This is a genomic window from Achromobacter sp. LC458 (assembly GCF_001005835.2).
In the GTDB taxonomy this organism is placed as follows: domain Bacteria; phylum Pseudomonadota; class Gammaproteobacteria; order Burkholderiales; family Burkholderiaceae_B; genus Achromobacter; species Achromobacter spanius_B.
The window spans coordinates 190,128-207,358 of record NZ_LBHW02000007.1; the positions used below are offsets into that span (position 1 = coordinate 190,128).

Consider the following 17,231-nt stretch of genomic DNA (forward strand, 5'->3'; position numbering starts at 1 on the left):
TTCGGCCAAATCACACTGAACAATGACGAATTACAGCTATTTGGTGGCGCGCCGGCAGCAGCGCCAATGCAGTGTCCATCCCAAGGGGGCCATTCTTGCAATGGCCGCGCAACGAACCAGTCCGCCGGATCGCGCGGGCTCGGCCTGACTTCAGCGTCCACAGCCTATTGGCTTTCGTTACGCAAGGCGCCAGCTGGTTTCGGCGCCCTGGCCACTTCTGGCCTACGCCCCCCCTGCGGCCTGACCGCAATTTCAAATTCCTCGTCGCAGTCCGGCGCGGTAAGAAGGACACTGCATGGCTAAGCGCGTTGCCGTCATCGGACTTTCGTTCCGATTCCCCAGCACTACCACGGACACCTACTGGCCTGACCTGCTTGATGGCCGCAACCTGGTCACGCAGGTAGCCAAAGACCGCTGGTCCGCCGACGCTTACCTGCATCCCGCAAAAGACCACCCGGGCTCCGCCTATACGTTCGCGGCTGGTTCAATCGGCGACGTCTCCGGGTTCGACGCCGGGTTCTTCGGTATTTCGCCGCGCGAAGCCGCCTTGATGGACCCGCAGCAGCGCTTGTTGCTGGAGATGAGCTGGGAAGCCATGGAACAGGCCGGGGTTCGCCCTTCGTCGCTGCGTGGCACCAACTGCGGCGTCTATATAGGTATAGCCAGTTCTGATTACGCCTATCGCATTGCCGAAGACCTGAGCGCCGTCGACGCATCAATGGCAACGGGCAACACCGCCAGCATCGCCGCCAACCGCCTGTCTTACTTTTTTGACCTGCGCGGCCCCAGCATTGCCATGGACACCGCGTGTTCGTCGTCGCTGGTGGCCTTCCATCAAGCTTGCCGCGCGATTGTTTCTGGCGAATGCAGCCAAGCGCTCGCTGGCGGCGTCAGTTTGCACTTGCATCCCTACGGTTTCATTACATTCTCGAAGGCGTCGATGCTGTCGCCCCGTGGGCGCTGCAACGTGTTTGACGCCAACGGCGACGGCTATGTCAGGTCAGAAGGCGGCGGCGTCTTCCTGCTTAAGGACTATGACGCGGCCGTGGCCGACGGCGACAACATTCTGGCAGTCGTCGCCGGGTCTGCCGTGAATACCGATGGCCGCAAATCCGGGTTGACCGTACCGAGCGCGGACGCGCAGGCCACGTTGATGCGTCAGGCCTATGAGCAGGCCGGCATCTCAGCCGACGACATCGACTACCTGGAGGCGCACGGCACCGGCACTGCTGTCGGCGATCCCATTGAAACCCGGGCCATTGGCGCCGCGTTGGCCCAACAACGTGCCAAAGACGCCCCCCTGCCAATCGGCTCGGTCAAAAGCAACCTGGGGCATCTGGAAGCGGCATCGGGCGTTGCCGGTCTGGTCAAGGCGCTATACGTATTGCGTCACCGCGTCGTGCCAGCCACGATCGGCATTAAAACGCTGAATCCGAAAATTCAATTCCGCGAGTGGAATCTGGATGTGGTCACCCAAAACCGCAAGCTGCGCCAGACCGGCAAGCTTGTGGTCGGCGTGAATTCATTCGGGTTTGGCGGGGCAAACGCGCACGTCATCCTGGAAAGCGCGCCGCCGCGCAATCCGGCCACCGAAGGCAAAATGGCCAAGACCGCGCCGATTCCCGTCATCGTTACGGGTAAGTCGTCGCAAGCGCTGAAAGCTGCGGCGCGGCAAATGGCGGAGGTGTTACGTGGCCAGCCCGCCCGTTTCCTCTACAACGCCGCCTACCACGCCGCCATGCGGCGCGACTGGCATGGCGAGCGGGCAGTCGTCTTTGGCACCCAATGCAATACCGTCGCCGACCTGCTGGAACAATTTGCCAGCGGCGCCGACACCCATCACCGTGTCGTGGCCGGCACGGCCCTTGACCGCGCCAGCGGCCCGGTCATGGTCTATTCGGGCAACGGTTCCCAATGGGCGAACATGGGCCGCCGCCTGCTGACCGACCCCGTCTTCGCCACGGCAATCGACGAAGTGGACGCCCTGTTCTCGCAATACGCCGATTTCTCTTTGCATAAAGAACTGGCCGGCGAGAATGGCGACAACCGTTACGCCCGCACTGAAATCGCCCAGCCGGCATTGTTTGCGCTGCAAGTTGGCATCACGCGCATGCTGGCGCAACGCGGCGTCGTGCCTTCAGCAGTTATCGGACACAGCGTTGGCGAAGTAGCTGCCGCCTGGGCTTGCGGCGCCCTGACGTTGCCCGACGCGGTCTGCGTCATTTTCCAGCGCAGCCGGTTTCAAGGCCAGACGAAGGGTCACGGCAGGATGACCGCGCTTGGCATCAGCGGCGAAGAAGCGCGAGCATTGATCGCCCTGCACAACCTGGGCGACCAGTTGTGCGTGGCGGGCTTCAACAGCGGCCGAGGCTCGACCGTGGCGGGTGCGCCTGATGCCCTGAGCGTGCTGGAAGCCGTCCTGGCTGAACAAGCGCTGTTCTTCCGCCGCCTGGACTTGGACTACGCCTTCCACAGCCCCGCGATGGATCCCATCGAAGCCGGCATCCGCGATGCCCTGGCGCAGATTCAGCCCCGCTCGTCCGACGTCCCGTTCTACTCCACGGTTACTGGAGCCCCCCTTGACGGCGCTGAACTCACCGCCGACTACTGGTGGCGCAACGTGCGCGAGCCGGTTCGCTTCGAACAAGCCGCCAATCAACTGGCCGCCCAGGGCAATAACGTTTTTGTCGAGGTCGGCCCGCACCCGGTGCTGCGTTCTTACCTGAACGACACCTTCAAGAGCGCTGACATCCAAGGCCGCGCGCTCAGCACGTCCACACGCGGTGGTGACGACCCTGAAAAAATCTGGAACGCAGCCGGCCAGGTCATCATCAGCGGCGCACAAATTGATCTGCAATCGCTCTTCCCGTGGGAAGGGCCGGCAGTGGAACTGCCCTCGTATCCGTGGCAGCGCGAGCGCCACTGGCATCCCACCACGCCTGAATCACTTGGCCTGCTGTCGCGCCGCCTGGTGCATCCACTGCTGGGCTACCCCATGCAGCAGCACGAACATACGTGGGAAAACCAGCTGGATACGCAGTCTCACCCAACGCTTGGCGACCACGTGGTCGGCGATGCCGTTGTCTTCCCGGGTACGGGTTTTGCCGAAATTGCCCTGGCGGCCGCGCTGCAATGGCATGCTGGCGAATTCGCGGAACTGGAAGAGCTGGAAATCCACGCCCCGCTGCTGCTTAATACGTCGCCCAGCAAGCTGACTCGCCTGCTGCTTGACGATACCGATGGGCGATTCCGCATCACCGCCAAAGATGTCGGCAGTGCCGAGCCGTGGGTCAAGCACGCCAGCGGTCGCCTGCTTCGCGAGCCGGGAATCGGCCGTCTCACACAAGACACGTTGTCTTTGCCGGAGCGCGCGCCCGACTTCACCGGGCAAACGCACAACATGCTGACGCAATCGGTGGGTCTGGATTACGGCCCCGCCTTTTGCGCGGTAGCTCATGGCTGGATCGAATCCGACGCAAGCGTCCTGGCCGTGCTGCAAGCTGACGCCAGCGTGGCCGGCGAACTGCCGTTCACGCACCTGCACCCCGCCCTGCTCGACTGCGCTTTCCAGCTGATCATTCAGCTGTTGCGCAACGATTCCGCGATGGGGCAAGGCATTGCGTTTGTGCCCGCCAAGATTGGCCGCCTGACGCTACGCGCCAACGCCGGTCAGCCCGCCGCCGCGCGTGTCCGCCTGGAACGACGGGCACCGCATTCGCTGACGGCCAGCTTCGAACTCTATAACGCGGCGGGTGAGCAAATCGCCGCCGTCGAGCAGGCGCGCTTTCGCAGTATCCGCCTGCGCAAGCCCGCGGCCGACCACCTTAGCTTTCTTGACGTCGTGGCTACCCCGCGTCCGCATGCGCCATTCGGCCCTAATCCCGTCGACCATGCGATGTTGCGCAATGCCCTGTCCGACGCCATCGCGGCCTGCGTCGCGGATGGCGGACATGATCGCTATGCGCAAGAGGTCGACCCGCTGCTCGATAGCCTTTGCCATGGCTTCGCGCTTGACGCCATGCGCCAGATTGCTCCCGACGGTCTGCTGCTGCCGCAGCCCTTGATCGTCGAACTGCGCCGCCATGCTCCGGACACCGCGCTGCTGCTCGACCACACCATTACCCGCCTGACCGCGGCAGGATATGCCGAGCCCAGCTCTGCCGGCGTGCATCTGCCAGCACAAGACGACGCAGACAGCGGCACGACGGACATCTGGAACACCTTGCTACGCGAGTATCCGGACTACGCACAGATCGTCCACGCCGTTGGCCGTGTCGGCCTGCATTTGCCCGCCCTGCTGCGCGGCGAAGCCTTGCTTGACGACGTATGCCCGCGTGCCAGCACCCCTGCCGCGATCTACCGTAGCGCCATGGGTGCCGCAAGCAGCCAGCGCTTGGGCAGCGCCCTGCATGGCGTGCTGCAACAGGCACAAGCCAGCCGCCTGGCCGGCCAACGCCTGACCGTCATTGAAGTGGGTCAAGCCGCACCGTTGCTTGCATCCAGCTGCTGCGACGCGCTGGATTGCAATGTGGCGGACTACTGCTACGCATCGAACCAGGCCGACGTCCTGGATCACGTCGTGCACCAGTTGGCCGAGCGTTACCCCAACGCACAAACCGAACTGATCGGCGAAGGCGGCGTCGGCGCAACCCCCCGTTGCGACCTGGCGGTCTTCCATTGCGAATTCGACACGCTTGAAGCCGCCCGTGCCGCCCTGCGCCATGCTCGCGCCAGCCTGCGGCCCGGCGGCATCCTGCTGCTTTGTGGGGCTCACCCCGCTGCGTGGGGCGACTTCGTCTTCGGCGGCCGCCAAAGCTGGTGGCAAACGAGCGAAAAAGGCGAACAGCTTTCCACCCAACAACCGGCTGATTTTTGGCTGGACGAACTGCAATCACTTGGATTCGCTTGCGACAGCTCGCTGGCATTCTTGGAATCCATCGCCACCGGTGCATACCTGTTGACCGCGCGCCTGGATGACTCGGCAAGCTCCGCAACCGCGGTGCCCGCCGCCATCGAACCCGCCAACTGGCTGATCCTGGCCGACCGCAATCCGGAGCATGGCGCCGGCGTGGCGCAATCGCTCCAAACCGCGCTCACGACGGCAGGCCATCACGTTCACGTAGCCACCGACGTCAACGCCGACGAGCTTGACGAGCTGCTGCGCAACGGCGCAGTCGGCCCGATCAACCACGTTTTGCATCTGGACGGCCTCGCTTGGGTCGACGCGCATCAGACTCCCCAGGAACTGCTGGCGAAGCAAACCCGCCGCTGCGCGATGGCAGCCGCAGTCGTCCAGGCATGCGAGCGCACCCAAACCACCGTGACGCTTTGGCTCATTACGGCGGACGCTGCCCAGTATTTGCGTCCCCAGGCGCAGGCATCGACCGGCATGTACGCCATGAACGACGCGGCGCTGTGGGGCTACGGCCGCACGCTGGCCAACGAGGCGTCTAATTTCCGAATCCGAATGATCGACCTGCCGCTGGCGCGCGCCGGGCAGCTGACTGATGCTCTGGTCCGCGAGGTCACCCATGTCGACGACGAAGACGAGATCATTCTTGACGACATCGGCGCGCGATATGCGCCCCGCTTGCAGCAAGCAGCACGTCCCGCTCTGGGATCGGCTGACGCGCGGGCGTCGCAGGCAATCCGCCTGGGCTTTGAATTCCCGGGCCAATTACGCAACCTGCGGTGGGAGGCGTGCCCCGCATCCGCCCCTGCGGCCGACGAACTCGAAGTTCGCATCGAAGCCACCGGCCTGAACTTCCGTGACGTCATGTACGCCCTGGGCCTGTTATCGGACGAGGCCATCGAAAACGGCTTTGCCGGACCCACATTGGGCCTGGAATTCTCGGGCACGGTCACCCGCGTGGGTGCCGACGTGGACGGCTATGCCGTTGGCGACGCCGTCGTGGGCTTCGGACCCGCCAGCTTCGGCGACCGCGTGCTGACCAAGCCCAGCGCCATTTCCCATATCCCGGACGGATTCTCGTTCGAAGCGGCCGCCACCATCCCCAGCACCTTCTTCACGGTCTACTACGCGCTGCACCACCTTGCGCGGCTGGAAGAAGGCGAGAAGATCCTGATCCATGGGGCCGCAGGCGGCGTCGGCATCGCCGCCATCCAGTTTGCGCAATGGCTGGGCGCGGAAATCTACGCCACCGCCGGCTCAGATGAAAAGCGCGACTTGCTGCGCCTTTTGGGCGTGCGCCACATCTATGACTCGCGCTCGTTGTCCTATGCCGACGAAATACTGGCCGACACAGACGGCCGGGGCGTCGACGTCGTATTGAATTCCCTTGCCGGCGAAGCCATCAACCGCAACCTGCGGGTGCTGAAACCCTTTGGCCGCTTCCTGGAACTGGGCAAGCGCGACTTCTACGAAAACACCCGCATCGGCTTACGCCCGTTCCGCAACAACATCAGCTACTTCGGGATCGACGCCGATCAGTTGATGAACGAACGGCCTGACCTGACGCAACGCCTGTTCGCGGAGATGATGGCGCTGTTCCGCCAGGGCGCGTTGCACCCCCTGCCCTATACCGTGTTTGACGCCAACGACATCGTCGATGCGTTCCGCTATATGCAGCAGGCGCGCCAGATCGGCAAGATTGTCGTCACCTATCGCAATGGCATCAGCGGCATCCACACGCCCGCCGCCCCGCAACGCGCCGGACTGACACTGCCCGCAGACGCTACTTACCTTGTCACGGGCGGCTTGGGCGGCTTTGGCCTGCGCACCGCGCAGTGGTTGGCCGACAAGGGCGCCCGCAACCTTATCTTGATCAGCCGCAGCGGCCCCACTACCGACACCGCGCAAGCCGCAATCGCGGCCCTACAGGCCCAAGGCGTGCGCGTGCATGCCGCCGCCTGCGACGTCACCGACCGCAAGGCCCTGGCCCGCTTGCTGGACGACACGGCAAGCACGTTGCCGCCCCTGAAGGGCGTCGTCCACGCGGCCGTCGTCATCGACGACGGCCTGGCCCGCAGCGCCACGCCCGAACAAATTGAACGCACGCTTGCCGCTAAGGTGCTGGGCGCCCAGCACTTGCACGAGCTGACGCGCAAGCTGCCGTTGGACCTGTTCATCTTCTACTCGTCGGCCACCACCTTGTTCGGCAACCCCGGACAAAGCAATTACGTGGCTGCCAACACCTGGCTGGAGCGCTTGGCCGCCCAGCGCCGCGCTGAAGGCCTTCCCGCCACCTGCGTGCGCTGGGGCGCCATCGATGACGTCGGTTTCCTGGCACGCAATCAGAAGATCAAGGACGCCCTGCAAGGACGCATGGGCGGCGGCGCGCTGGCATCGCAAGTTGCCTTGAATGCGCTGGAAGACATGCTGCTTGCCGATGTTTCGGGAGTGGGTGTATTGGAATTAGATTGGCGGGCGCTTAGCCGCTTCCTGCCTGGCGCCAGTTTGCCGAAATACTCGGACATCGCCCGACACGCCGGCGATTCAAGCGACGACGACGGCGGCGCGGACGACATTGCGCATCTGATCGCGACGCTGGACGATGCCGCGTTGCACGAACGCTTTACCGAAATGCTCAAGACTGAGATCGGTGAAATCCTGCGCGTCGCGCCGGACAAGATCGATGCCTCTCGCTCCGTTTACGACATGGGCCTGGACTCGCTAATGGGCGTTGAATTGGTCGTCGCACTGGAGAACCGATTTGGCATCCGCCTGCCGGTGATGGCGCTTAATGAAAGCCCGACACCCACCAAGCTGGCCGAACGGCTGGTTCTGCTGCTGCGCGACGAGCACGGCGAAGTTGCCAGTGATGCCGTCACAGCCAGCGTCCAGCAAGTGGTGGCGAGCCATGCTGCGGAAGTCGGATCCAACGCTGTGTCCGAGTTCGTCGACGAGATCAAGATGAACGGCAGCCTTCCCATGCAGCGCATGATCCAGTAGGCCAGAAGCAATTGAGCACCGTAAAAAAGCTGCCGGGGCTTGCCGCCGGCATTAAGGACAGACTCATCCAGCAAGCGCTGGAGCGCAAACTACGCCAGGCCGCCGCGCCTTCTGGTCAGGCGCCCGCGCGCCCTGCCGAGAAGAAGGCCGAGATTCCCGAAGAGCACTACCGCTTCCATTTGCATCCCGGCTACCAGCAACTGCGCATCATTAACGACGGCGCGCAGCGCCTGGGTGTGAAGAACCCGTTCTTCAAACTGCACGAAGGTACAGCCGGCGCCGACACGCAGATCAGTGGCCGCGAGTACATCAACTACGCCAGCTACAACTACCTGAACATGTCAGGCGACCCGGTCGTGGCCCAGGCCGCCAAGGCAGCTATTGACCGCTACGGCACATCCGTTTCCGCCAGCCGCCTGGTATCGGGCGAACGCCCTGTACACCGCGAACTGGAAATGGAAATCGCCGCCCTGTATGGCGTGGACGACGCCATTTCATTCGTCAGCGGCCACGCAACCAACGTATCCACCATCGGCTACCTGTTCGGCCCGCGCGACCTGGTGCTGCACGACGAACTGATCCACAACAGCGTCCTGCAAGGCATCCAGCTATCCGGCGCGCGCCGCCTGCCCTTCCCACACAACGATTGGGAAGCACTGGACGCCATCCTGAAGGAACAGCGCCATCAGTTTGAACGTGTCTTGATCGTGCTGGAAGGTATCTACAGCATGGACGGGGACTTTCCTGATCTACCTCGTTTCATTGAAATCAAACAACGCCATCGGGCGTTCTTGATGGTGGACGAAGCGCATTCGCTGGGCGTGATGGGCGCGCGCGGGTATGGCATCCGCGAGCACTTCGGCGTGGATGGAAAGGCCGTGGATATCTGGATGGGCACGCTGAGCAAGACGCTGGCGGGCTGCGGTGGGTATATCGCGGGGGAGACGGCGCTGGTGGAACATTTGAAGTTCCTGGCGCCGGGGTTTCTGTATAGCGTCGGGATGCCGCCTAGTGTGGCGGCCGCGTCATTGGCGGCGCTGCGAAGGATGAAGGAAGTGCCGGAACGCGTGGCTGCGCTGCAGGCGCGGGGCAAGTTCTTTTTGGAGCAGGCGAAGGCTGCTGGGATTGATACGGGGACGAGCACCGGGCTGGCGGTAGTGCCGGCGATTATGGGGAGCTCGTTGAAGGCGACTCGGGTGTCAGCGGCGTTGTTTAAGCAAGGGATTAATGTGCAGCCGATTCTGTATCCGGCGGTGCCGGAGAAGTCGGCCAGGTTGAGGTTTTTTATTTCTTGTATGCATACGGAGGGGCAGATCGCGGAGACGATTGCTGCCCTCCGCCGCGCTATGTGAATGCCGGGATTTCGCCCGATTACCGTTCGATCAGCTTCGGCAGAGAATTGCCTATCGCCATGTCGATACCTGGCTTAGAATAAAAGCCACCATTAAGCTGAGTGTGGTGAATAACCACATTGCGGAATGCAGTGAACAATTTCTTGTCCGGCCTATGCTGAGCATGCCAGAAATCCTGCAGGCTTCCCTGAAACGTCAATCCATCCAGCGCATAAATCGCCTTGCCCAAGGAAATCGTCTTGCAGCCGTGGAGCAAGGCAGAAGCTCCGGCGGTACTGTTGACAGTCACGACGCCGCTGGCGCCGTCCAACAAGGACGGCAGGTTGCCGCTTTCTACAAAAAACACCCTGCCTGAAACGTCATACTCGCGAGCCCACCTTCTAATGAGTTTCTCGTAGTTGATAAGGCCTGGGTCCAACGGATGCGCCTTGATGAGCAACCGGCTGAACGTTGGCGCATGTTCGGAAAATGACCTCAAGACCGTCTGCACAGCCTCAATCATGTTGGGAAACGGCGAGTGATAACGGATTTGCGCATCCGTATTGATTTGCAGCGGGAAAAGATAAAACGGGGTCTCCCCGGCCTCCTGCAGTACTCGGTTGATTAACTGATCATCACCCGTCGTGCGCTTCTTGACCGCAAGTGCTCGTCGGACGTATGACAGATATTCCACTGCAGGGTTGTAGGGCACATGGCTCTTGACGCCCCGGTGCAAAATCGGATTCAAGCCAGCCCAGAAGTTATAACCAACGTCATACGCCGCGCGGCGCCAAAAGGGAGCAATGAAGGACTCCCCATTGCCATAAGCCGGCGTGCTTCGAGCCTGTTCCCGGTACCACGCTGGGTCGCGAGGGAGAAGGGAATTGCCATTGACGCCATCTCGCTCCAGAGTTATCCAATATGGGCGAAAGTACCCCTCTTCGAAAACATGTACACGAATGTCGCGTTGCTTAGCCAGTTGGATGGCTGGTTGGTGCACGGGACGGCAATCGCCGAACAACACAATATCCGTAGTGCCATGCAGGTTGTACTGATGTTCGTAGAAGCCATGCAGATGCGCCATGTCTCCACGATATGCGGTCGCTTGCCCCTGATTCCAATATGCCCGGTCGCCCACCGTAAAATTCACTTTTCGTACAGAATGGCCAGCCCCACGCAGGGTCTGCGCCAGGCGCGGAAAGAATGGCGAGCATACGCCCTGCAAAAATAGAAACTGCTGTGTCATGTCTAGGAGTTACCAATGCAACCCATTTCAGCGCGAACGCGCCAGTGGGCCTTGGCTATTGTTATGGATGGCCGCGCCCCGGAATGTATACCGCCCACGGCCTTCACGATTTAAGAATAAACCCCGCTTGGAGCCAAAGCTTTATCTTGCGCCAACTCCGGCGCAAGCTCCCCATTTTTGTTCCATCTTTGCCGTACCGGGCAGTCAGCGCGTCTCGCTGTCGCACCAGTTGCGCGATAACCGCCTCGCACGTTGTAAAGCCCTTGAGAGTGGCGTCCCAATAAATCGGGTAATAGAGCAAAACGCCGGCCACCAGCTCATCCAGGCTGAGAGAACGATCTCGACGAAGTAAAGAAAGTCGGTCCCGGGTCAACCCCCAACCCGCATAAAAGGGTCTGCCATATACCGTCACTGGCTTGCCACGTAGCAATGCGTCGAAGCCCGCCAGTGAGGTCATGGTATGGACTTCATCGCAAGCCTCCACGCAACTGACTATCGAACATTGCGTTTCGATCGTATCCGCATAAAGCGAAGCGAACTTTAGATGAACGCGCCCCTTCCGATTGCGAGCAAAAACGTCGGGATGGGGCTTATACACAATAAACGCATCCGGGCAGTGTTGCCTGACCGACTCAAGCAATCCCAAATTCGTACAAACGTCTTCACATCCATATCGGACTGAAGCGTCGTCCTCGACCTGCCCCGGGACAAGCACTACAGGGCGTCCGCCAGTTTGCCAAGATGGAGCTTGTCTCGGTTCGACGTTGTATTTGGTGATCCCGTATTTAATGATGTCATGCCGGACACTGGCCGCACGCAGGCGGTCTTCAATGCTGAAGGGCATCGTATTCAACAGGCATTCCAAATCGCTGGGTTGGCGGGGATCGAAGTAAATGCCCGATCTATCCAACACAAGAGACATGGGCGGAACGAAATCAGACCCCAGCCCCACGGAGCGCACAAAGCCATCCTCCATGCGAACCAAAGCAGCGCCTGTATGCTGCGCCAGCTCAGACACATCATCTGCGGGATCGCCGCCCCACAACACCAGCCGGTCGTTTGGACCCGGCCTCATCCGCGCGGCCGCCGCAGCGTTACGCACGAAATGCACACGCCCCATGTTCAAACCGAGAAACGGCTGAACATTCCTTGCCTTCCACCGCCGATAGCCCACCGCAATGGTGCGCCCGGTACACGCTTGCGCCATGTCGCGTTGCCGCCTTAGCCACGCGATTGCGTCGAAAATCTCACCGCGCTGGTACGTCACAGGATTCAGATAACGCGTGTAATGCAAGTACGCCGCTGCAAACAGTTCGGAAACGCTACGTTTCCGATGCCGCCTCGCACATTTTTGCCGGTCGTCCGTGGCTCCCCAGCCTGCATACCAAGGCATTCCAAAACAGGTGACAGGTCTGCCGGCCAGCAGCGCTTCGAATCCAAAGTGTGAAGTCGCTACGTATACCCGATCCATATGGGCAACCAGGCTCAAGGGATTCACGGCGTCTCGGAGTAGTACCGTCCGCGAATCGGCCGGCACATCTGCGTAATAGCCGCGCTTCGCACCAGAACTTACCTCGGGGTGCGTCTTGATAAAGACCGTCGCTCCTGGATTTTCGGCTCGGGCGGCGGCTAGCATGCGCGCGAACGTCTCAGCCGAGGCATTACCAAAAATGACCCCAGCGTCCCCGACGGTCTGGTCTACAACAAGAACGCGGCCGCCCGAGGGGCAGCCCAGCGAGGCGAGCTCCAAATCCGGAGCCGAATTGTATTTACTTAGGCCGCACTCCAGGATCTGATCCATCGCACGGCGGCAAGTCGCGCCAATACCATCCAACAGATCATCGTCGGAGCCCAGAAGACGCTCTAGGTCGGAGGCGCGATCTGCTGCGTAGTAAATGCCTAGTTCATCCGACACCAACGACAAAGTGGGCGACTTCTGACCTGCTCCGAAAGAACGCAAAAAACCGTCCTCGAGCGCGACGAACGGCAGTTTGTGCCGGGCGGCATAAGCACGCGGACCTCGCGTTGTCTTGCGCAACCCCCAGCCAGCAATGGCGCTGACGTCTCTCGGAAGCGCAAACCAATGCCAAAAATGCATCCGACGTACGCCAGCCCGCGCCAGAATACTGACAGCGGGCTGGCGAAACATGCGACGGGAAAACACGCCAATCATGATTCAGGCGTGGACCAGGGGTTAGCCAATGTCAACGGCCGCCTACATCATCAAAACTTACTGGCGTATTGATCGCGATATCGCGCACAACCTTACGGCCAATAATCGCTTCGGTCTCTTTGGGCGGCAGGCCAAAGCCTGGACGAACGCTACGAATGACATCGGCAGTGATCACATCACCAGCCTTTAGCGGCTTGACGTAGTACAGCGATCGCCGGAACTGGGCATTGCCCTGTTCACTCGATTTACGACCGTAGTCGACCTGACCCAAGGCCTCCCAAGCCGTTTTGCTATCGCGGCACAGAGCTTGCAACTCGCGCGGCTCAAGCGAAAAACTGTCGTCAGGACCGCCACCGCTACGGTCCAGCGTAAAATGCTTCTCGATAATGGAGGCGCCCAGCGCGACACTGGTGACTGCGGTAGTGTTGTCCAGTGTGTGATCCGACAAACCAGTCACCAAACCAAAGCGTTGCATCATGTCAGGCAGGGTGCGCAGGTTGTAATCCGCTGCCGGAGCGGGATAGCCACTGACGCAATGCAGGATGGCCAACTCCTTGCAGCCGCCTGCCCGCGCAGCATCAATCGCTTCTTGAATTTCCTCGGCGTCAGCCATGCCAGTGGAAATGATCATTGGCTTGCCGGTGCTGGCAACGTAGTTGATCAGCGGCAAGTCGACCGCCTCGAACGAGGCAATTTTGTATGCCGGCGCGTTCAAATCTTCCAGCAAGTCGACGGCGGTTCTATCAAACGGTGAACTGAAGATCGGGATGCCGACCTTGCGTGCATGCTCGAACAGCGGAGCATGCCATTCCCACGGCATGTGCGCCCCTTTGTACAGTTCGTACAGGGTCTTGCCATCCCAGAGACCGCCATGAATCTGGAAATCTTCGGTGTCGGCGTTCAGGGTTATTGTGTCTGCCGTATAAGTCTGCAGCTTGACTGCATCAGCGCCAGCCTTCTTGGCCTCTTCGATGAGGCGCAGAGCGATGTCCAGCTTGCCATTATGGTTGGCTGAGACTTCGGCAATGACGTACGGGCTATGTGCTGCCGAGATATCTCGGCCAGCAATCGTAATACGGGGAATACTCATATTCATCCTACCTTTCTAAGTGCCTTCCACTCGTGACTCAATATGCCAAAGGCCACTATCGAGCAATAGCGTTCACCATCGAAATGCTGGTCACGCAGAGTCCCTTCTTGCTGGAAACCTAGCCGGCCGTGAAATTTGATCGAGCGCTCATTAAAGTCGAGCGCTTGGCCGCAAACCTTGTGCATTCCAATCGTCTGAAAGGCATATTCCAATGCTGCATGCCCAAGCTTGAGGCCAGTGCCCTTCTCGGCATCAGGCGCGACGTAAAATCCCCAATCCGCAATCCCACGGGCGCGCAGTTCGGTCAAATTCACAAAGCCCAGAGGCTCGCCTTCAAGCTCAAACACCAGCAGGTGTTTGCTCGAATCCTGCGATGCGCGCTCAAACCACGTCTGATGCTCATTCAAGCTGATCTCATGAGTGGTATACATGTACCGGCGAATTTCGGGATGATTCCGCCACGCCAACACCTGCTCCAGATCGGTTCGCGCCATCACTCGTAGGCGCCCCACCGATTCATCCTTCTGCATCACGACGTCGTCTCCAAATAATCCACTATGCGGGCCGCGCCAAGCCCATCACATACGTTCGCCGCCAAGCTAGCCATTTCACCCAACCTGCTAGTTCCCATGACAGCATCTAGCGCCTTGGGCAACTCGCTCGGAACGTCTGCAGGGTTTCCGACCAACATGGCGGCGCCATGCTGACTTAATGCCAGCGCGCTTGGCCGTTGATTTTCAGCCAGAACCACCATAAGCGTCGGCACCCCCAAGCAGCAGCGCTCCCAAGATGTACTACCGGCTGCGCCAATGGCCAGATCGCTGTTGGCCATGCGATCAGCCATGTCTCGCACCCCCGCCAGCACCTGCGTGGCAAAGGGCATCGTCGTGGCAAGCTCACGCACCTGTTGCAACCACGGCGCGGTAGGACCCAGCACCACCTCGATTCGGCAGCTAGGTTCCAGCGTGCTTACGCGCAAGGCCTCGAGCACAGCCGCGGTGGCGTTCTGCTGATCGACGCCGCCCATACTGATCAAAATTTGCTCAAGCTTGTGCGAAGTGCGGCGTTCCAAACTGTACGGCCGCAATTGTGAGAACTCAGGCCGCAACAATGCATAGCTTGTCCCCACGAACATACTGCAGCCCGCCGGCACGAAAGCTTCGTAGTCCGCCGCCAGCCGCCCTAAGGTCTGATCCAGCAATGCATCACACTGATGCTTTCTGTCCGCCAGGTCGTCAATCACGAAGAGGCGTGCGCGCAAGCCGCGAGTCAGATCCTCCCAGGTTTGGTCAAGGGCGTAGTGATCGACGACCAACCAATCCGGCTTCCACTCGCGAAGGAAGACTGCGGACTGCGCCGCGTCGACGTCTTGCGACACTCCAAGCCATGACGCATGCGCGAGCTCTGTCGCAGACCACGCTAGCGTCGAACCCAAGGCCGGCATTTCATGGACCTCGAACCCTTCCTTGCGCACATACGACGCCAAATTCCCGTCGTGCAAGCGGCTAAGAAAGGCGCACTCATGGCCCCGCGCGACTAATGCCCTGGCCAACGTCAGACATCGCATCACATGGCCAGTGCCGATCTGGAGCGAAGCGTCAGCGCGAAATGCAACTTTCACGCTATGCCCCTTCCTCGTCTTGCATGGCTTTAAAGAGCCATTCAGCGCGTTCCCAGTCTTCCAATGTGTCGATGTCCTGCACACGATGCCGAGGCAGCATGACCGGAGTCGACGCGGGCGTAAAAATCGTGCGCCCCTCCAGCCATGCCTGTGCCGTACCCCAATAAAACTGACCAGCGTCGTGGAATGCTTCCTCGAGATCCTGCGAACGGGTGGTGAAATGCTCAGGATTGAACATTTGCACGCGATTGCCGCTGGTCAAGCGCAGCGCCCGTTGGATAGGAAACGCATAGCTCGTCACGGAAAACGCGTAATCGCTTCCCGTCGTATCAAGCAACTCCAAACCGCGGCGTAGGTCGGCGGACCGTACAAAAGGCGCAGTCGCATATAGGCAGCACACGCTTTCCGGCGCCCTACCCTCGTCACAAAACCACTGGGTGGCATGCCGCACGACGGGAATGGTTCCCGTATGGTCATCCGATAGATCGGCAGGTCGGATGAACGGAATCGAGGCGCCGAAAACCCGCGCCACATCCGCGATTTGCGGGTCATCGGTGGAAACGACAACCTCATCAAAGCAGCCGCTTGCCATAGCGGCGTCAATCGACCAGCCAAGCATGGGCTTGCCGCAAAATTCCTTCACGTTCTTGCGAGGAATACGCTTGCTACCGCCACGCGCAGGAATGACCGCGAGCCTCACGCCAATACCGCCTTGCGTACTGCCGCGACAACTTCGTCCTGCTGCGCGTCCGTCATAGTCTGGAACATCGGCAAGCTGATGGCTTCCGCGTAATAACGTTCGGCATGCGGGAAATCGCCTGCCCGAAAACCCATGCGTGCATAGTAGGGCTGCGTATGGACGGGGATATAGTGCAGATTGACACCGATGCCCAGTTCGCGCAGCGCATCAAAAACCTGACGATGGCTGCGATTGATCTTGTCCAACTCTAGACGAATGACGTATAGATGAAGCCCTGAATAGCTATCCTCGTGTTGCCACGGCGTAACCACTGGCAATTCGGCGAGCAAACGGTCGTAGCGGCGTGCCAAGGCATGGCGCCGTTCGATAAATGCATCCAGGCGGGTCATCTGGCTAACGCCCAGTGCGGCTTGCAATTCCGTCATGCGATAGTTAAACCCCAGCTCGATTTGCTGGTAGTACCAACCACCGTCTGACTCATGCGTCATCTGGGAAGGATCGCGCGTAATTCCATGACTGCGGAACAACGCCATCGCCTTGGCAAGCGAGTCGTCATTTGTCATCGCCATGCCGCCTTCGGCGGTGGTGATGATCTTCACGGGATGGAAGCTGAACACCGTGATGTCGCTGTATTCGCAATTGCCAATGAAGTTGCCACGATACTTGCCACCGATTGCGTGGGAAGCATCCTCAATGACCTTGAAACCGTACTCCTTCGCGAGCGCATGGATGGCCGCCATATCGCAGGGCTGACCGCAAAGATGAACCGGCACCACAACCTTCGGCAACGTGCCGTTCAGCTTGGCTTGTTCGAGCTTGGACTTCAACGCTACCGGGCACAGGTTGTATGTCTTAGGATCGATATCGACGAAGTCGACTTCCGCTCTGCAATACAGCGCGCAGTTCGCCGACGCCACGAAAGTAATGGGCGTCGTCCACAAACGGTCCCCCGGCCCTAGCCCCAGGGCCAGGCAGGCGATATGCAATGCGGAAGTTGCGCTGTTTACGGCAAAGGCGTGCTTGGCGCCGACATGGTCGGCAACCGCCTTTTCAAAGCGCGGGACCATCGGTCCCTGCGTAAGAAAATCCGACTTCAACACGTTGACGACAATGTCGATATCAGCCTGCGAAATATCCTGACGACCGTACGGAATCATG

9 protein-coding genes are annotated in these 17,231 nt (G+C 60.4%); 2 read left to right on the top strand and 7 right to left on the bottom strand.

The window, feature by feature from the left end; all coding sequences use genetic code 11:
- Positions 1-295: 295 nt before the first annotated feature.
- Entirely contained in the window at positions 296-7,912 is a 7,617-nt protein-coding gene (locus YH64_RS08670; RefSeq protein ID WP_046806308.1) for a type I polyketide synthase, read from the top strand.
- 11 nt (positions 7,913-7,923) lie between these two features.
- Positions 7,924-9,264 (top strand): aminotransferase class I/II-fold pyridoxal phosphate-dependent enzyme, encoded by a 1,341-nt coding sequence (locus YH64_RS08675; protein WP_046806309.1) that lies wholly within the window; start codon positions 7,924-7,926, stop codon positions 9,262-9,264.
- A gap of 19 nt (positions 9,265-9,283) precedes the next feature.
- On the opposite strand, the gene YH64_RS08680 is transcribed toward YH64_RS08675, so the two are convergent.
- The 7 genes from YH64_RS08680 to pseC all read right to left on the bottom strand — a co-directional run bounded on the left by YH64_RS08680 (position 9,284) and on the right by pseC (position 17,230).
- Positions 9,284-10,489 (bottom strand): capsule biosynthesis protein, encoded by a 1,206-nt coding sequence (locus YH64_RS08680; protein ID WP_046806310.1) that lies wholly within the window; start codon positions 10,487-10,489, stop codon positions 9,284-9,286.
- A gap of 103 nt (positions 10,490-10,592) precedes the next feature.
- Complete coding sequence (locus tag YH64_RS08685) at positions 10,593-12,662, bottom strand: capsular polysaccharide biosynthesis protein (protein WP_052946077.1); 2,070 nt, start codon at positions 12,660-12,662, stop codon at positions 10,593-10,595.
- Between the two features lie 31 nt (positions 12,663-12,693).
- Positions 12,694-13,752 carry a pseudaminic acid synthase gene (gene pseI / locus YH64_RS08690; protein WP_046806311.1) on the bottom strand — a complete coding sequence of 353 codons (1,059 nt, stop codon included), beginning with the start codon at positions 13,750-13,752 and terminating at the stop codon, positions 12,694-12,696.
- Between the two features lie 2 nt (positions 13,753-13,754).
- Positions 13,755-14,282, bottom strand: a complete 528-nt coding sequence (pseH, locus tag YH64_RS08695) for a UDP-4-amino-4,6-dideoxy-N-acetyl-beta-L-altrosamine N-acetyltransferase (protein WP_255444232.1) — start codon at positions 14,280-14,282, stop codon at positions 13,755-13,757.
- Positions 14,282-15,373: a UDP-2,4-diacetamido-2,4,6-trideoxy-beta-L-altropyranose hydrolase gene (gene pseG / locus YH64_RS08700; protein WP_046806312.1), complete on the bottom strand. Its 1,092-nt coding sequence runs from the start codon at positions 15,371-15,373 to the stop codon at positions 14,282-14,284. Before pseG ends, pseH begins: the two co-directional genes overlap by 1 nt.
- A gap of 1 nt (position 15,374) precedes the next feature.
- The gene (pseF, locus tag YH64_RS08705; protein WP_046806313.1) at positions 15,375-16,073 is read right to left on the bottom strand and encodes a pseudaminic acid cytidylyltransferase; all 699 of its coding nucleotides are present in this window, start codon (positions 16,071-16,073) and stop codon (positions 15,375-15,377) included.
- Positions 16,070-17,230, bottom strand: a complete 1,161-nt coding sequence (gene pseC, locus YH64_RS08710) for a UDP-4-amino-4,6-dideoxy-N-acetyl-beta-L-altrosamine transaminase (RefSeq protein WP_046806314.1) — start codon at positions 17,228-17,230, stop codon at positions 16,070-16,072. Before pseC ends, pseF begins: the two co-directional genes overlap by 4 nt.
- Position 17,231 lies beyond the last annotated feature (1 nt).